Raw genomic sequence first — 14,123 nt, 5'->3', positions numbered from 1 at the left:
CGCCCCCCCGCCCCCCCCCCCCCCCCCCCCCCCCCCCGCCCGCCCCCCCCCCCCCCCCCCCCCCCCCCCCCCCCCCCCCCCCCCCCCCCCCCGCTGCAGTTTTCCGCGACATTTCCGGGTATCGACCCGGTCGAGCGATGGCCGGAAGCCATCGTTCGACGGTACGGGCGGCGCCGCTCGCCTCACCCGCGTCCCATCGCGCGCGTGAGCGCGATCTCGATGACCACCCGCGACGGGTTCGGCCGCGGCGTCCGCCCGTAGCGCTCCGCGTACCGCCGCTCCGCCTCGGCGACCCGCTCCCGCTCCGTACGGACCACCGCCCGCCCCTCCAGCGTCGCCCACCGCCGGCCGTCCACCTGGCACACCGCGACGAGGGCGCCCCCGTCCCCCGCCGCCCGCACGTGCCGCACCTTCGCGCTGGATCCGTTCGCGACCACCCGGGCGAGGCGCGCCCCGGGGTCGTACGTCACCGCGACGGGTACCACGTGCGGGGTGCCGTCCGGGCGGAGGGTGGTCAGCGTGCACAGGTGCTTCTCGCGCCAGAAGCTGAGATACGACGCGTCCGGATCGCCCGGATCTACCGAGTACGAGGTGGCCATGGACCGGAACTTAGTCCTCGCCGCACTCCCGTCCATCACCTTGAGTGGAATAGACTCAAGTTTGTGTACGTTGACCGAGTCAGCCACGAAGGCCGCTGAAGGGTCACCGCAAGGAGGAGAACGGATACGTGGACGCCGAGCTGACCAACCGGAGCCGGGAAGCGCTCCAGGCCGCCGGAAACCGGGCCGTGACCGAGGGGCACCCCGACCTCACCCCCGCCCACCTGCTGCTTTCCCTGCTCGCCGGGCAGGAGAACGAGAACATCACGGACCTGCTCGCCGCGGTCGACGCGGACCAGGCCGCCGTACGCTCCGGGGCCGAGCGCGTCCTCGCCGGCCTGCCGAGCGTCACCGGCTCCACCGTCGCACCGCCCCAGCCCAACCGTGAACTGCTCGCCGTCATCGCGGACGCCCAGTCCCGCGCCCGCGACCTCGGCGACGAGTACCTCTCCACCGAACACCTCCTCATCGGCACCGCCGCCAAGGGCGGAGCCGCCGGCGAGGTCCTCACCCGGCAGGGCGCCACCGCGAAGAAGCTCCAGGACGCCTTCCAGAAGGCGCGCGGAGCACGCAGGGTGACCACCGCCGACCCCGAGGGCCAGTACAAGGCCCTGGAGAAGTTCGGCACCGACCTCACCGCCTCCGCCCGCGAGGGCAGGCTCGACCCCGTCATCGGACGCGACCAGGAGATCCGGCGCGTGGTGCAGGTCCTGTCCCGCCGCACCAAGAACAACCCGGTGCTGATCGGCGAGCCCGGCGTCGGCAAGACCGCCGTCGTCGAGGGCCTCGCCCAGCGCATCGTCAAGGGCGACGTCCCCGAGTCGCTGAAGAACAAGCGGCTCGTCGCCCTCGACCTCGGCGCCATGGTCGCCGGCGCCAAGTACCGCGGCGAGTTCGAGGAGCGCCTGAAGACGGTCCTGGCCGAGATCAAGGACTCCGACGGCCAGGTCATCACCTTCATCGACGAACTCCACACCGTCGTCGGCGCCGGCGCCGGCGGCGACTCCGCGATGGACGCCGGCAACATGCTCAAGCCCATGCTCGCCCGCGGTGAACTCCGCATGGTCGGCGCCACCACCCTCGACGAGTACCGCGAACGCATCGAGAAGGACCCGGCCCTCGAACGCCGCTTCCAGCAGGTCCTGGTCGCCGAACCGACCGTCGAGGACTCCATCGCCATCCTCCGCGGACTCAAGGGCCGCTACGAGGCCCACCACAAGGTCCAGATCGCCGACAGCGCCCTCGTCGCCGCCGCCACCCTCTCCGACCGCTACATCACCTCCCGCTTCCTCCCGGACAAGGCCATCGACCTCGTCGACGAGGCAGCCAGCCGCCTCCGCATGGAGATCGACTCCTCGCCCGTCGAGATCGACGAACTCCAGCGCGCCGTCGACCGGTTGAGGATGGAGGAGATGGCGATCGGCAAGGAGACCGACGCCGCCTCCCGGGAGCGCCTGGACAAGCTGCGCCGCGACCTCGCCGACAAGGAGGAGGAACTGCGCGGCCTCAACGCCCGCTGGGAGAAGGAGAAGCAGTCCCTCAACCGGGTCGGCGAACTGAAGGAGAAGCTCGACGAACTCCGCGGCCAGGCCGAACGCGCCCAGCGCGACGGCGACTTCGACACCGCCTCCAAACTCCTCTACGGCGAGATCCCGGGGGTGGAACGCGACCTGGAGGCCGCCTCCGAGGCAGAGGAGGAAGCGGCCAAGGACACCATGGTCAAGGAGGAGGTCGGCGCCGACGACATCGCCGACGTCGTCGCCTCCTGGACCGGCATCCCCGCCGGCCGCCTGTTGGAGGGCGAGACCCAGAAGCTGCTCCGCATGGAGGACGAACTCGGCAAGCGCCTCATCGGCCAGACCGAGGCCGTACGCGCCGTCTCCGACGCCGTACGCCGCAGCCGCGCCGGAATCGCCGACCCCGACCGCCCCACCGGCTCCTTCCTCTTCCTCGGCCCCACGGGCGTCGGCAAGACCGAGCTGGCGAAGGCCCTCGCCGACTTCCTCTTCGACGACGAGCGGGCCATGGTCCGCATCGACATGTCGGAGTACAGCGAGAAGCACTCCGTCGCCCGTCTCGTCGGCGCGCCCCCCGGCTACGTCGGCTACGAGGAGGGCGGCCAGCTCACCGAGGCCGTCCGCCGCCGCCCCTACAGCGTCGTCCTCCTCGACGAGGTCGAGAAGGCCCACCCCGAGGTCTTCGACATCCTGCTCCAGGTCCTCGACGACGGCCGCCTCACCGACGGCCAGGGCCGCACGGTGGACTTCCGCAACACGATCCTCGTCCTGACGTCCAACCTGGGCAGCCAGTACCTGGTCGACCCGGTGACCACCGAGGCGGAGAAGAAGGAGCAGGTCCTGGAGGTGGTCCGGACCTCCTTCAAGCCCGAGTTCCTCAACCGCCTCGACGACCTGGTCGTCTTCTCGGCCCTCACCAGGCCCGAGCTGGCACGCATCGCGAAGCTCCAGCTGGAGTCCCTCTCCCGCCGCCTCGCCGAACGCCGCCTCACCCTGGACGTCACCCCCGAGGCGCTGGAGTGGCTCGCCGAGGAGGGCATGGACCCCGCCTACGGCGCCCGTCCCCTGCGCCGCCTCGTCCAGACCGCCATCGGCGACCGCCTCGCCAAGGAGATCCTGGCCGGCGAGATCAAGGACGGCGACACGGTCCGCGTGGACCGCTACGAGGACGGGCTCCTGGTGGGCCCGGCCACCGGCAAGTCGCTCTGAGTGACGGTTCCGTTTTCGGGCCCGATGTCCCCCGGGACGTTGGGCCCGAGCCGTATCGGGTACCCCGGCATTGACCGGATCGAGTCAGCCTACGGCTGACAGGCCCGTCGGGGCTTGCCACCCCCCTCCCCGCATGGGGGAGGATGGCGGGATCCGTACGAAGGGAAAATCACGGTGACCATCGACCCGTCCTCGATTCCGAATTTCGGGGGCCAGCCCGAGCCGCAGCCGCAAGGACCGGCGGGCCCCGTCGTCCCGGATCAGGACCTCGTGAAGCAGCTCCTCGACCAGATGGAGCTCAAGTACGTCGTCGACGACGAGGGTGACCTCGCGGCGCCGTGGGAGCAGTTCCGCACCTACTTCATGTTCCGCGGGGAGGGCGACCAGCAGATCTTCTCCGTCCGGACGTTCTACGACCGGCCGCACCAGATCGACGAGAAGCCCCAGCTCCTCGAGTCCATCGACGACTGGAACCGGCGCACGCTGTGGCCCAAGGTCTACACCCACACCCACGACGACGGCACGGTCCGTCTCATCGGTGAGGCCCAGATGCTGATCGGCATGGGCGTCAGCCTGGAGCACTTCGTCTCGTCGACGGTGAGCTGGGTGCGGGCCGCGATCGAGTTCGACAAGTGGCTCGTCGAGCAGCTCGGCCTGGAGCAGGAGATCAACGAGACGGACGACAAGCCCGAGGACGACGAGTAGTCCGTCCCCGGTCATGGCGTGGCGAGAGCCCGGCCCGGACGGTCACCGTCCGGACCGGGCTCTTTCATGGCCGGCTCCGTCACCTGCACCGTCGTGGCCTGGAGTCCTGTCAGCCCTCGTAGTGATAGCGGCACTGAGCGATCAGGATGTTGTCCTCGGCGACCTTGTAGACCAGACGGTGCTCGTCATTGATGCGGCGTGACCAGTAACCCCGGAACCCGTGCTTGAGCGGCTCCGGTTTGCCGATGCCCTCGTTGCCGTTGCGGACGATGTCCGCGATGAGCGTGTTGATCCGCTTCAGGGTCTTCCGGTCCTGAAGCTGCCACCACGTGTAGTCCTCCCAGGCGCGAGAGGAGAAGGTGATCTTCATGTGCGGCCTTCACCCGTCGGTCGTCAGCTCGCGTACGGTGCCGCCACCGTTTTCCAGCTCGTCGATGGACGCGAGCAGCCGCCGGGCGTTCGCCGGGCTCCGCAGCAGGTAGGCCGTCTCCTTCAGGGACTCGTAGTCCTCAAGGGAGACGATGACGACCGGCTCGTGTCCGGCCCGGGTGATGACGACCTCTTCGCGGTCGTCGGTGACGGAGTTGAGCACCTCGGCGTACCGCGCGCGTGACTCGGAATACGACATGGTCTTCACGATCGACCTCCTATACGTACAGAAAATTGTACGTCGGTTTGGTGGTGAGGCAACCGTGAGACGGTGGGGCCGGGGCCGTTCACCCAAGGTCGGGCGTCTCCACGGGCACGTCCGCCCACACCGTCTTGCCCACGGGCCGGCGAGGCTCCCACCCCCAGCGCATGGCCAGCACTTCCACCAGGAGCAGCCCCCGGCCGGATTCGCCTTCGGGACACGACGAGGGCGCGGACGTGGGCGGCAGCTTCGCGGCGGCGGCGTCCGCCACCTCGACCCGGACCAGGCCCGCCGCCGGGTCGAGGGCGAGCCGCAGGCCGAAGTCGCGTCCGGGGACCCGGCCGTGCCGCACGGCGTTCGCCGCGAGCTCACCGACGACGAGGGCGATCGCACACGACACGTCCGACGCGGGCGGGTGGCCCCACGCCTCCATACGGCGAACGGCGAAACGCCGGGCGAGCTGCGCGCCGCGCGGTGAGGAGGTGAACTGCGCGGCGGCCGAGGTGGTCGTTCCTGTGAGCACGGCTTGGTCCGTCCTTCTCTGTCGAGCCCGGGTCGTCTCGTGGCGTATACGAGTCATCACTTTCCGTACCCAAGCTTCGTCCGATCGCTCTACGCTCAACAGAGGGCGCAGTATTACCTTTCAGGCCATAAGGAACGGAAGTGACGCTTTGGCCAACGCAATTGACCCCAGTGCGTCGATGGCGGCGCTGTTCGGTACGCGGGTGCGCAGACTCCGTACGGCGGCCGGGCTCACCCAGGCCGAACTCGGCGCCAGGACGCACGTGGTGGGCACGCGGATCACGCAGATCGAGCGGGCGTCCGGGGCGAAGCCGACGCTGGAACTGGCGCGTGCGCTGGACGCGGCCCTGGGTGCGGACGGTCTGCTCGTCGAGCTGTGGCCGTATGTGTACCGGGAGGCGTTTCCGGACTGGTCACGGAAGTTCATCGCCCACTCGGAGCAGGCGGTGTCGGTCCGGCAGTACGCGGCGCACCTGGTGCCCGGTCTGTTGCAGACGGAGGCGTACGCACGGGCCGTGCTGAGCGTCGGCCTGACGCTCGACGGTGATGAGCAGTTGGAGGAGAGGGTCGCCGCCCGCATGGGGCGACAGCAGCGGCTCGCTTCCCCCGACCGACCGGAGCTGTGGGTGGTGCTCGACGAGGCGGTGCTCAAACGTCCGATCGGCGGAAACGCTGTCATGTGGGCGCAGTTGGAGCGGCTGGTGAAGGCGGCGGCGGAGCACCACATCAAGGTGCAGGTGCTGCCGTTCGAGCAGGGTGAGCATGACGCCATGGGCGGGTCCCTGACGGTTCTGACGCTGCCGGACGGCTCGGAGGTCGCCTACACGGAGGGTGCTCACTACGGCCAACTCATCGAGGAACCAGCCGAGGTGGAGCGCTTCTCGTTGACTTACGATCGGCTGCGGGCGGACGCTCTGCCCACACTCATGTCGCTCGGCATGATCCGATCCGCGATGGAGGGCTACCACCGTGAAGCGAATGTCCCTTCCCGATCTGACCGGCGTCGCCTGGCGCAAGAGCAGCTACAGCAATCAGGAAGGCGGCGACTGCGTGGAGGTGGCCGACGGGTTCCCGGCCGTCGTCCCCGTCCGTGACAGCAAGACCCCGCACGGTCCGGCGCTGTGCTTCGAAGCCGCTTCCTGGGCCGCGTTCACAGGCGGGTTGAAGGCGGAACACCACCGTCCCTGAGCCGGCCGGGCCCCGGTCGTCGTCCGTCTTCCGGGCCGACCGGGCCCTTGTCCGCGAGGGTCCGGTCGGCCACTGACCTCCCCAAAGAACCGGGAGAAAGAACTGCCCACCCACCCACCCTCCCGGTCGGAAGGCCCGCGTCACTCGTGCGAGTGACCGGCTTGCAGGTGCGGAATGCGGGCGGCTACGTTCGCCGCAAGAACCGCAGACAAATGCGGCCCCCGCCCAGGATTCGCCGTCCCGGGACGAGGGCCTCACCGATCAGGAAGCACCAACCTTCCCAATGGCTGACCCGCAGTCTAGCGCGCGCCTGCGCGCCGACGCCGGAGCGCCGACCTCCGGCGTGATCCACGTACGCACCCGCCTCACCGCCGACTTCACCGTGGTCTCCAACGCCCTCGCCCAGCGGCGCGGCAGCGCGGTCACCATCGGTGTCGCGGTCTACATCGCCTCCCTCCCCGAGGGCACCCCCGTCAGCATCGCCGCCCTGTGCGCGCACTTCACCGAGGGCGAGATCCTCATCTCGCGGGCCCTGCGGGAGCTGGAGGCCGCCGGGTACCTGGAACGCCGGCGCGAGCGCCTCCCGACCGGTCAGATCCGTACCCGGACGTACTTCTACGCCGTACCGGGCGCCGTACCGGACCCGGACGGGCCGCCCGAGCCGCCCGAACCACCGGCCCCGCGAGAGCCCCGGAAGCGGCCTGTCACCGAACCGGCCAAGACCGTGCCAGAGCCGCAGCCGACGCTGTCCCTCGCCGACGCCGACGCCGACGCCGACGCCGACGCCGACGCCGATGCCGACGCCGACCCCCAGGCCCTCGCCGTACTCACCGCACTGTGTCGGGTCGATCCCCGCCTCGTCCTGTCCGTACAGGAGGCCGCACGGCTGGCACCGGCCGTCTCCCGGTGGCTCGCGGCGGGTCTGGGAACGGTGCGGATCATCAAGCTGCTGACCGAAGGCCTCCCCGATCACTTCCTGACCCGTCCGGCGGGCATCCTCGCCTACCGCCTGCGCGAAACACCACTACCCGCCGCACCCCTCCCGCCGACACACCGCGACGAACGCCCCGCCGTCCTCCCCTTCCAGACCTGTGACGGCTGCGACAAGGCATTCCGCGCACCGGAACCCGGCCGGTGCCGAGGCTGCCGGTCGGGGAGCCGTCTCCACGCCGCCGGCTGAGTCGCCCACTCGAGACGCTTGACCAGCTCGGACACGGGGAAGACACTGCATGTACTACATTTGTCATACACGAGGGGAGGTAGGAATGACCTCGAAGACCGAACGGAAGAGCCACGCTGCGGGTGCTACGCCCAGGAAGCGCACCTCGGCCGCGCCCCGGACCTCGCAGACGCGCCGGAAGCAGGGTGACAGCGGCGCTACCAGCGTGGCCCAGGTGCGGCTGCGCCCGGACGAGATGGCGGACCTGCAGCAGGTGATGCGGACCCTTCAGCTGAACTCGCTCTCCGACGCCTTGCGCGAAGGACTTCGCCTGCTCTCCCGCGAGGCGACCGAGGTCGCCGCCTCCCAGGAGATCCGCGACTTCTACGGCGGCGCCCAGGCCCCGGTTCCTGGGGGCGTCCTGCCTGCCACGGCGGACGAACTGGCGGCAGCGGACGAGACCGAGTGGTGAACACCGGCTCCGCACTGCGGGGCGAAGTGTGGGGGTGTGCTCTCCCCGACCCCATCGGCCCGCACCCTGTGGTCGTCCTCACGGTGAACCGGATCGCCGAACCGCTGTCAGCGCTGACCGTCGCCGTGATCACCGGAACACCCGGCCCCGCCTCCACCCACGTTCCGGTCGGTCCCGACTGCGGGGTGACCAAGTACGACGAGTCGTATGTGAACTGCACCGACCTGCACACTGTGGACAAGCCAAGGCTTCGGCGGCGTCTCGGCCTGCTGGCCCCGAGCGAAATGCGGCGGGTGGAGGAGTGTGTTCGCGTGATCCTCGGACTGGCGTAGTCACCGCTCAGCGAAGCGTTCGGATGGGGACCTGATGTCCGACGATGCGAAATCCGCCGGCGGACACGACAGACGGAGGGGGTGAAGCATGACCGACCGGTTCAGGGACGGACTCCTGACCTCCACGGAAACGGCCTCCTGTCTGCAGATCCCGCAGTCGACGTACACCGTGAGGCCATCCATCGGGCCGTGGCCGGGGGCGGTCCCGCGGCCTACGCGGTGCGACGTGACCGCATCGAACGCACCTGGCCGTGAAGGGGATCGCCCAAGGCCGGGTGACCGCGCTCAGCGGGTTCCGGCGGCTTTGAGGCGTTGGGCGGCCTCCTCCAGTACGGGCTTCTTCTTGCAGAACGCGAAGCGGACGAAGGGGGCGCCCATGTCGCGGTGGTCGTAGAAGACGGCTGTGGGGATGGCGACGACGCCCGCGCGTTCCGGGAGGGCACGGCAGAAGGCGATGCCGTCGGTCTCGCCCAGGGGGCGGATGTCGGCGGTGATGAAGTAGGTGCCGGAGGGGCGGTAGACCGTGAGGCCGGCCTCTTCCAGGCCCGCCGCCAGGACGTCGCGCTTGGTGAGCATGTCCGCGCGGAAGTCGGTGAAGTACGACTCCGGCAGGGCTAGGGCCTCGGCGATCGCGTACTGGAAGGGGCCCGCCGAGACGTAGGTGAGGAACTGCTTGGCCGAGCGGACCGCCGTGACCAGTTCCGGGGACGCCGTGATCCAGCCGACCTTCCAGCCGGTGAAGGAGAAGGTCTTGCCCGCGCTGGAGATGGTCACCGTGCGGTCGCGCATGCCCGGGAAGGTGGCCAGGGGGATGTGTTCGGCGTCGTCGAAGACCAGGTGTTCGTAGACCTCGTCGGTCACCACCAGCAGGTCGCGCTCGACGGCCAGTTCGGCGATCGCCGTCAGTTCCTCGCGGGTGAGGACCGTGCCGGTCGGGTTGTGCGGGGTGTTGATCAGCAGCAGGCGGGTGCGGTCGGTGACGGCGTCGCGCAGTTCGTCGAGGTCGAGGCGGAAGCGGCCCTCGTGGGGGCGGAGGGTGACGGGGACGCGCCGGCCGCCGGCCATGGCGATGCAGGCCGCGTAGGAGTCGTAGTACGGCTCCAGGGCGATCACCTCGTCGCCGGGTTCCAGCAGCGCGAGCAGGGCGGCCGCGATGGCCTCCGTGGCGCCGGCGGTGACCAGGACCTCGGTGTCGGGGTCGTACGCGAGGTCGTAGCGGCGGCGCTGGTGCGCGGCGACGGCGGTGCGCAGTTCGGGGACGCCGGGGCCCGGCGGGTACTGGTTGCCGCGGCCGTCCCGCAGGGCCCGTACGGCGGCCTCCCTGACCTCCTCGGGGCCGTCGGTGTCGGGGAAGCCCTGGCCCAGGTTGATGGAGCCGGTCCGCAGGGCCAGGGCGGACATCTCGGCGAAGATCGTCGTCCCGAACTCGGCGAGCCGGCGGTTGAGGAGAGGGCGCGCGCTGGAGGTCATGGCGGCCATCCTGCGCCGAAGCTCTGGAGTTCCTCAACTCTGCTTTGGGCCGCGCGGGGGGAGGGCATCTCCCGGTCACACACGTGAGCGGGGCGCCCACGGGGGGCCGCTTCGGGGGATCACGGGGGACTCGGAAGGAGGGGGCGTCATGGTCTTCGGGATCGTTCTGGCCGGGATCGTCCTGGTGTTCGTGGGGTCGAGCGTGGTGGGGAGGCGCAGGGCGGCCGGCGGGGCGGTGTTCCGTCCGGTGCGCCGCCCCGTCGGTTCGTCCGGTGGTCGTCGTGGCGGTTCGTCCGGTGGTCGTCGTGGCAGGAGCCGCGACAGCTGGTGGGCGGGCGACAGCGGGGGTGGCGGAGGCGGCGGCGGGTCCTGCTCGTCGGGCTCCGTCGGGGGATCGTCCTGCGGTGGTGGCTCGTCCTGCGGAGGCGGGTCGTCCTGCGGGGGCGGCGGCGGATGCGGTGGAGGAGGCGGCTGACACGGGGCAGCCCGCCTCCGCATCGGGGGATGACGTATCCGCGACAGCGGGGTCCGCACCTGGGGCGGGCCCCGCTGTGCCGTTCCGGGGCGCGGTCCACCGGCGTACGCCGTCACCTCAAGGCGCACGCCGAGGTTGAACAGTTGAGCTGGAGAGCCCCCCAAGGGATGGAAAGGCCGCGAAGTTGGGTAAAAACGCTGTGGTGGCACCACAATTCATGATTGCCTATAAATCACCGACGCAGCCCTCGGACTCCCCGCGGACCCTTCTTCCGGCCGGGCGACCGGGCTGACGGGCCGAGTCCCCCGGCGCGACCGGGGTGCGCGACCCCCCTGTCTCCCTCTCCTTGCGTGCCAGCGGAGCCGATCCATGCTCACGACCCTGAACACCTCCTATTCCGACACGCGCGCGGCCGACCTCGCCTGGGCCCTGGGACGCGAGCCGCTTCCCGCGCTGGCCACCCTCGATCTCGAACTGGCGGGAAGGAAGGTTCAGTTGAGACTGCTCGGCGCGTCCCACCAGGTGCTCCTCGAGGAGGAGCGGGGTATCTGCTCGGAGACGGTGGCGTGCATTCCGGGCAGCAGTACGCCGCTTCCGCTGGGCGTGGCCAAGCGGGTGGACGACTGGGAGTACGAGTTCGCCGCCCGGGTGGAGATGCTCTCCCCGGGAACCTTCGCGGGCCGTGCCCAGGAGCTGCTGGCCCTGGTCTCCGACCATCCACAGGGCCTCGCCGGGGTCTTCCCCGGCAGTCCGCACGCGTTCACGGCGCTGCTCGCCCAGAGCCATGAGGGCCAGGTGCACTGGCGGACCTGGCACGCCTATCCGCAGGACGGGCAGCTCGTGGCGACGCGGACGAGGGTGGGGGTGCGGGTGAGGTCGGCGGTGTGAGGCCGGCCGGGGGCCGAGGCCGGGGATCGAGGGTCGGGGACCGAGGGGGTCGTTGCTTGTACCAATATCGGGCAGGCGTAAACAAAGACCACACGTGTGGGTGACGTTGTGCGGTGGAGGCGTAACGTAACGTCGCTGGGGTGATCGAATCGCAGGCCCCCGCACCGCCCGGCTCCACGCAGTCCTGGAGCGGGCCGGGCGGCCCCGTCGGCGACGCGGGGAGCGCGCTGCGGCTGCCGGTGCGGCAGGGCACGGGGCGGTTCCTGGTCCTCGCGGGCGTGTTCGTCTGTGCGGCCTGCGGACTCGTGTACGAGCTGGAACTGGTGGCGCTGGCCACGTACTTGATGGGTGACTCGGTCGCCCAGACGTCCGTCGTGCTCTCCGTGATGGTCTTCGCGATGGGCATCGGTTCCCTCGCCGCGAAACGGCTGCGGCGGCACGCGGCGGCCGGGTTCGGCGCCGTCGAGGCGGCCCTCGCCCTCGTCGGCGGATGCAGTGCGATGGCGCTGTACGCCGTGTTCGCCTGGACGGGTGACTGGGGCGGCGTGTGGGCGAGCGGTCCGCGCGCGCTGCTGGTCGCCTTCTCCCTCGCCACCGGCCTGCTGATCGGGGCCGAGGTGCCGCTGCTGATGGAGCTGATCCAGCGGATCCGCCGGCAGGACGCGGGCGGCGCGGTGGCCGACCTGTCCGCCGCGGACTACGTCGGCGCGCTCGTCGGCGGGCTCGCCTTCCCCTTCCTCCTCCTGCCGCTGCTCGGCCAGTTGACCGGCGCGCTGATCACGGGGACCGTCAACGCGGTCGTCGGCGGGGCACTGGTGCTCGGGCTGTTCCGGCAGGACCTCACGCGGCGCGCCCGCCGGCTGCTGGTCACCGTCAACGTGTGCGTGCTCGTCGTCCTCGCCACCGCCGCCGTCCTCGTCGACGACTTCGAACGGGCCGCCCGGCACGCCATGTACGGCTCCGACGCACGGGTGGCCCTGCGGACGGACGTCCAGGAGGTACTGCTCACCGGCGGGCGGGACGGGCGGCCCCTGAACCTGTTCCTCGACGGGCGGCTGCGGGTCAGCGGCCGGGACGAACTCCGGTACCACGAGGCGCTGGTGCACCCCGCCATGCACGGGCCGCACGCGCGCGTGCTCGTCCTCGGCGGCGGTGACGGGCTGGCCGTCCGCGAGGTGCTGCGCCACACCGGTGTGCGCCGGGTCGACGTCGTCGAGATCGACGCGGGCGTGGTGCGGCTGGCCCGCCGCGATCCGGCGCTGTCCGCGCTGAACGCGCACGCCCTCGACGATCCGCGCGTACGGGTGACCACCGCGGACGCCTTCGACTGGCTGCGCGGGGCGCCCCCGGCGGCGTACGACGTCGTCGTCTCGGACCTGCCGCATCCCGGGATCACCGCGAGCACCAAGCTGTACTCGCAGGAGTTCTACGGGCTGGCCCGGCGGGTGCTGGCGCCCGCCGGGCGGCTCGTGGTGCACGGGGGTGCGGTGGCGATCCGGCCCCGTGACTTCTGGACGGTGGACTCGACACTCCGCGCGGCGGGGCTGCGTACCGCCGTGTACCGGGTGAGCGGCCGGCGGGCAGGTTTCGCCGCCGGGCCCGACCGGGGGGCCCCGGCCACCGCCCACGTCCACCGTGACTGGGGGTTCGTGCTGGCCGCCCGCAACCTGCCCGAGCCGCGGCTCGACCCCGTCGGGCCGCGTCCGCGCACGCTCACCGGCTCCTCCCTCGCGGCGGACGTCCGGGCGGCGGAGCGCACCCGGGTCACCGGTCTGCCGCCGTCCACGCTGGTGCACCCCCGGTACTCCGGCTGAACCCCCTACTACGTTCCGTGCCGACGCGCCGCGACTTCCCGCCGACGGGGGTGCGGTCCGGCGTCGCGTGGGTAGGCTCCGCACTCATGGAGCACGAGGTGTTCGTTCCGGTCGAGGCGGAGCGGCTCAGGGAGGTGCTGGACGACCCCGCGCGGGTCGCCCGGGCGGTGCCCGGGCTCCAGCACGAGGCCGGGGCGGATCCCGTCGCCGGACGGCTGAAGATCCGCGTCGGCAGCCACTCCGTCACCTATCGGGGTGCCGTACGGGTGTCCGCGCGGGACGACGGGTCCTACGCCGTCGAGGGCGAGGCGGCGGAGGCCCGGGGCAGCGGCTCGGTGAAGCTCGCGCTGCGGTTGCGGCTGCGGTCCGTGGAGGGCGGTACCGCTCTCACGGTCTCGGGTACGGGTACGGCCGGCGGCCGGATCATGGACTTTCCCGCGGACGCGGTGGCCTCCGCGGTGGGCCGCCTGCTGGACCGCTTCGCGGAGAATCTGGGGGCCGGTGCGGTGGAGCGGGGCTCCGGGCCGGAGTCGCCCGAGCTGTTGTCGACGGGGGATTTCGAGCCGCGGGCCACGACCGACTTCGACACCACGCCGGATGCGGAGGACGCTCCGCTGCCGGCTCCGGATGCGGAGGACGTTCCGTCGTCGGCTCCGGATGCGGAGGACGTTCCGTCGTCGGCTCCGGATGCGGAGGACGTTCCGTCGTCGGCTCCGGATGCGGAGGACGTTCCGTCGTCCGTCTTCGACGCGGAGGTTCCGCCGTCCTCCCTCGAGGCGGACGACGACTCCGTGGCCGAGGCGGCGCATGCTCGGCGGACGATGATCGGCCGCAGCGCGGAGGAGGTGGACCACGCGCCGCCGCGTGGCCGCTACGCGCCCGTTCCCGCGCCGCAGACGGTCTCCTCCGTCACGCCCCTGCGCTGGGCCGCACCGGCGGCGGCGCTGGCGGTCGCCTCGGTGGTCGTCGCGGTCAGGGCGCTCCGCAGGCGCCGCTGAACTTGTGGTGAGGGGTGGGGTTGCGCAGCCCGGCGTTTACGGGGTGCCGCTGCGCCCACCCGTGCCGCCCCAGCGGCACGACTGCCCGCAGCTACGGCCGTGCCCCGGGGCGTAGGGGCGCCCGGGGGGCCCCCGGGGGGGGCC

15 protein-coding genes are annotated in these 14,123 nt (G+C 71.3%); 10 read left to right on the top strand and 5 right to left on the bottom strand.

Going from position 1 to position 14,123, the window contains the following annotated elements:
• Positions 1–182 precede the first annotated feature (182 nt).
• Positions 183–599 carry a pyridoxamine 5'-phosphate oxidase family protein gene (locus tag ACIA6T_RS10040; protein WP_399446086.1) on the bottom strand — a complete coding sequence of 139 codons (417 nt, stop codon included), beginning with the start codon at positions 597–599 and terminating at the stop codon, positions 183–185.
• 128 nt (positions 600–727) lie between these two features.
• Between ACIA6T_RS10040 and clpB the strand changes: the two genes are divergently transcribed.
• Complete coding sequence (gene clpB, locus ACIA6T_RS10035; protein ID WP_399446085.1) at positions 728–3,325, top strand: ATP-dependent chaperone ClpB; 2,598 nt, start codon at positions 728–730, stop codon at positions 3,323–3,325.
• Between the two features lie 174 nt (positions 3,326–3,499).
• Positions 3,500–4,030, top strand: coding sequence for a YbjN domain-containing protein (locus tag ACIA6T_RS10030; protein WP_399446084.1), 531 nt, complete (start codon positions 3,500–3,502; stop codon positions 4,028–4,030).
• Positions 4,031–4,139: 109 nt separating this feature from the next.
• Here ACIA6T_RS10030 and ACIA6T_RS10025 read toward each other — a convergent pair whose 3' ends face one another.
• The 3 genes from ACIA6T_RS10025 to ACIA6T_RS10015 all read right to left on the bottom strand — a co-directional run bounded on the left by ACIA6T_RS10025 (position 4,140) and on the right by ACIA6T_RS10015 (position 5,184).
• A complete protein-coding gene (locus tag ACIA6T_RS10025; RefSeq protein ID WP_399446083.1) occupies positions 4,140–4,400 on the bottom strand; it encodes a Txe/YoeB family addiction module toxin in 261 nt (86 codons plus the stop codon).
• Positions 4,401–4,409: 9 nt separating this feature from the next.
• A complete protein-coding gene (locus ACIA6T_RS10020) occupies positions 4,410–4,667 on the bottom strand; it encodes a type II toxin-antitoxin system Phd/YefM family antitoxin (protein WP_398367822.1) in 258 nt (85 codons plus the stop codon).
• 79 nt (positions 4,668–4,746) lie between these two features.
• Positions 4,747–5,184: an ATP-binding protein gene (locus tag ACIA6T_RS10015; protein WP_399446082.1), complete on the bottom strand. Its 438-nt coding sequence runs from the start codon at positions 5,182–5,184 to the stop codon at positions 4,747–4,749.
• A gap of 178 nt (positions 5,185–5,362) precedes the next feature.
• On the opposite strand from ACIA6T_RS10015, the gene ACIA6T_RS10010 reads away from it, so the two are divergent.
• The 5 genes from ACIA6T_RS10010 (at position 5,363) to ACIA6T_RS09990 (ending at position 8,334) form a co-directional block, all read left to right on the top strand.
• On the top strand, positions 5,363–6,277 hold the full coding sequence (locus ACIA6T_RS10010) for a Scr1 family TA system antitoxin-like transcriptional regulator (protein ID WP_399446081.1): 915 nt from the start codon (positions 5,363–5,365) through the stop codon (positions 6,275–6,277).
• Positions 6,234–6,371: a DUF397 domain-containing protein gene (locus tag ACIA6T_RS10005; protein WP_399446080.1), complete on the top strand. Its 138-nt coding sequence runs from the start codon at positions 6,234–6,236 to the stop codon at positions 6,369–6,371. The genes ACIA6T_RS10010 and ACIA6T_RS10005 overlap by 44 nt, the downstream gene beginning before the upstream one ends.
• A 283-nt stretch (positions 6,372–6,654) precedes the next feature.
• Complete coding sequence (locus ACIA6T_RS10000; protein WP_399446079.1) at positions 6,655–7,551, top strand: hypothetical protein; 897 nt, start codon at positions 6,655–6,657, stop codon at positions 7,549–7,551.
• Positions 7,552–7,636: 85 nt separating this feature from the next.
• Complete coding sequence (locus tag ACIA6T_RS09995) at positions 7,637–8,002, top strand: hypothetical protein (protein WP_399446078.1); 366 nt, start codon at positions 7,637–7,639, stop codon at positions 8,000–8,002.
• On the top strand, positions 7,996–8,334 hold the full coding sequence (locus tag ACIA6T_RS09990; protein WP_399446077.1) for a type II toxin-antitoxin system PemK/MazF family toxin: 339 nt from the start codon (positions 7,996–7,998) through the stop codon (positions 8,332–8,334). The genes ACIA6T_RS09995 and ACIA6T_RS09990 overlap by 7 nt, the downstream gene beginning before the upstream one ends.
• Positions 8,335–8,619: 285 nt before the next feature.
• On the opposite strand, the gene ACIA6T_RS09985 is transcribed toward ACIA6T_RS09990, so the two are convergent.
• Positions 8,620–9,813 carry a pyridoxal phosphate-dependent aminotransferase gene (locus ACIA6T_RS09985; RefSeq protein ID WP_399446076.1) on the bottom strand — a complete coding sequence of 398 codons (1,194 nt, stop codon included), beginning with the start codon at positions 9,811–9,813 and terminating at the stop codon, positions 8,620–8,622.
• 835 nt (positions 9,814–10,648) lie between these two features.
• On the opposite strand from ACIA6T_RS09985, the gene ACIA6T_RS09980 reads away from it, so the two are divergent.
• The 3 genes from ACIA6T_RS09980 (at position 10,649) to ACIA6T_RS09970 (ending at position 13,979) form a co-directional block, all read left to right on the top strand.
• The gene (locus ACIA6T_RS09980) at positions 10,649–11,167 is read left to right on the top strand and encodes a DUF2617 family protein (RefSeq protein ID WP_399446075.1); all 519 of its coding nucleotides are present in this window, start codon (positions 10,649–10,651) and stop codon (positions 11,165–11,167) included.
• 140 nt (positions 11,168–11,307) lie between these two features.
• Positions 11,308–12,981 (top strand): polyamine aminopropyltransferase, encoded by a 1,674-nt coding sequence (locus ACIA6T_RS09975; RefSeq protein WP_399446074.1) that lies wholly within the window; start codon positions 11,308–11,310, stop codon positions 12,979–12,981.
• 86 nt (positions 12,982–13,067) lie between these two features.
• Positions 13,068–13,979 (top strand): SRPBCC domain-containing protein, encoded by a 912-nt coding sequence (locus ACIA6T_RS09970; protein ID WP_399446073.1) that lies wholly within the window; start codon positions 13,068–13,070, stop codon positions 13,977–13,979.
• Positions 13,980–14,123: the final 144 nt, after the last annotated feature.

This window comes from Streptomyces sp. NPDC051740 (assembly GCF_044453165.1).
Classification (GTDB): Bacteria; Actinomycetota; Actinomycetes; order Streptomycetales; family Streptomycetaceae; genus Streptomyces; species Streptomyces atrovirens.
Note: the sequence above shows the minus strand (reverse complement) of the source record. Positions and strands in the feature narration are given on the sequence as shown.

What these genes read in the sequence shown, in the direction of transcription:
- ACIA6T_RS09995 (WP_399446078.1), top strand. Translation starts at nt 7,637, where the DNA reads ATGACCTCGAAGACCGAACGGAAGAGCCACGCTGCGGGTGCTACGCCC.
- ACIA6T_RS09970 (WP_399446073.1), top strand. Translation starts at nt 13,068, where the DNA reads ATGGAGCACGAGGTGTTCGTTCCGGTCGAGGCGGAGCGGCTCAGGGAG.
- ACIA6T_RS10000 (WP_399446079.1), top strand. Translation starts at nt 6,655, where the DNA reads ATGGCTGACCCGCAGTCTAGCGCGCGCCTGCGCGCCGACGCCGGAGCG.
- ACIA6T_RS10040 (WP_399446086.1), bottom strand. Translation starts at nt 599, where the DNA reads ATGGCCACCTCGTACTCGGTAGATCCGGGCGATCCGGACGCGTCGTAT.
- ACIA6T_RS10025 (WP_399446083.1), bottom strand. Translation starts at nt 4,400, where the DNA reads ATGAAGATCACCTTCTCCTCTCGCGCCTGGGAGGACTACACGTGGTGG.
- ACIA6T_RS09980 (WP_399446075.1), top strand. Translation starts at nt 10,649, where the DNA reads ATGCTCACGACCCTGAACACCTCCTATTCCGACACGCGCGCGGCCGAC.
- ACIA6T_RS10010 (WP_399446081.1), top strand. Translation starts at nt 5,363, where the DNA reads ATGGCGGCGCTGTTCGGTACGCGGGTGCGCAGACTCCGTACGGCGGCC.
- ACIA6T_RS09985 (WP_399446076.1), bottom strand. Translation starts at nt 9,813, where the DNA reads ATGGCCGCCATGACCTCCAGCGCGCGCCCTCTCCTCAACCGCCGGCTC.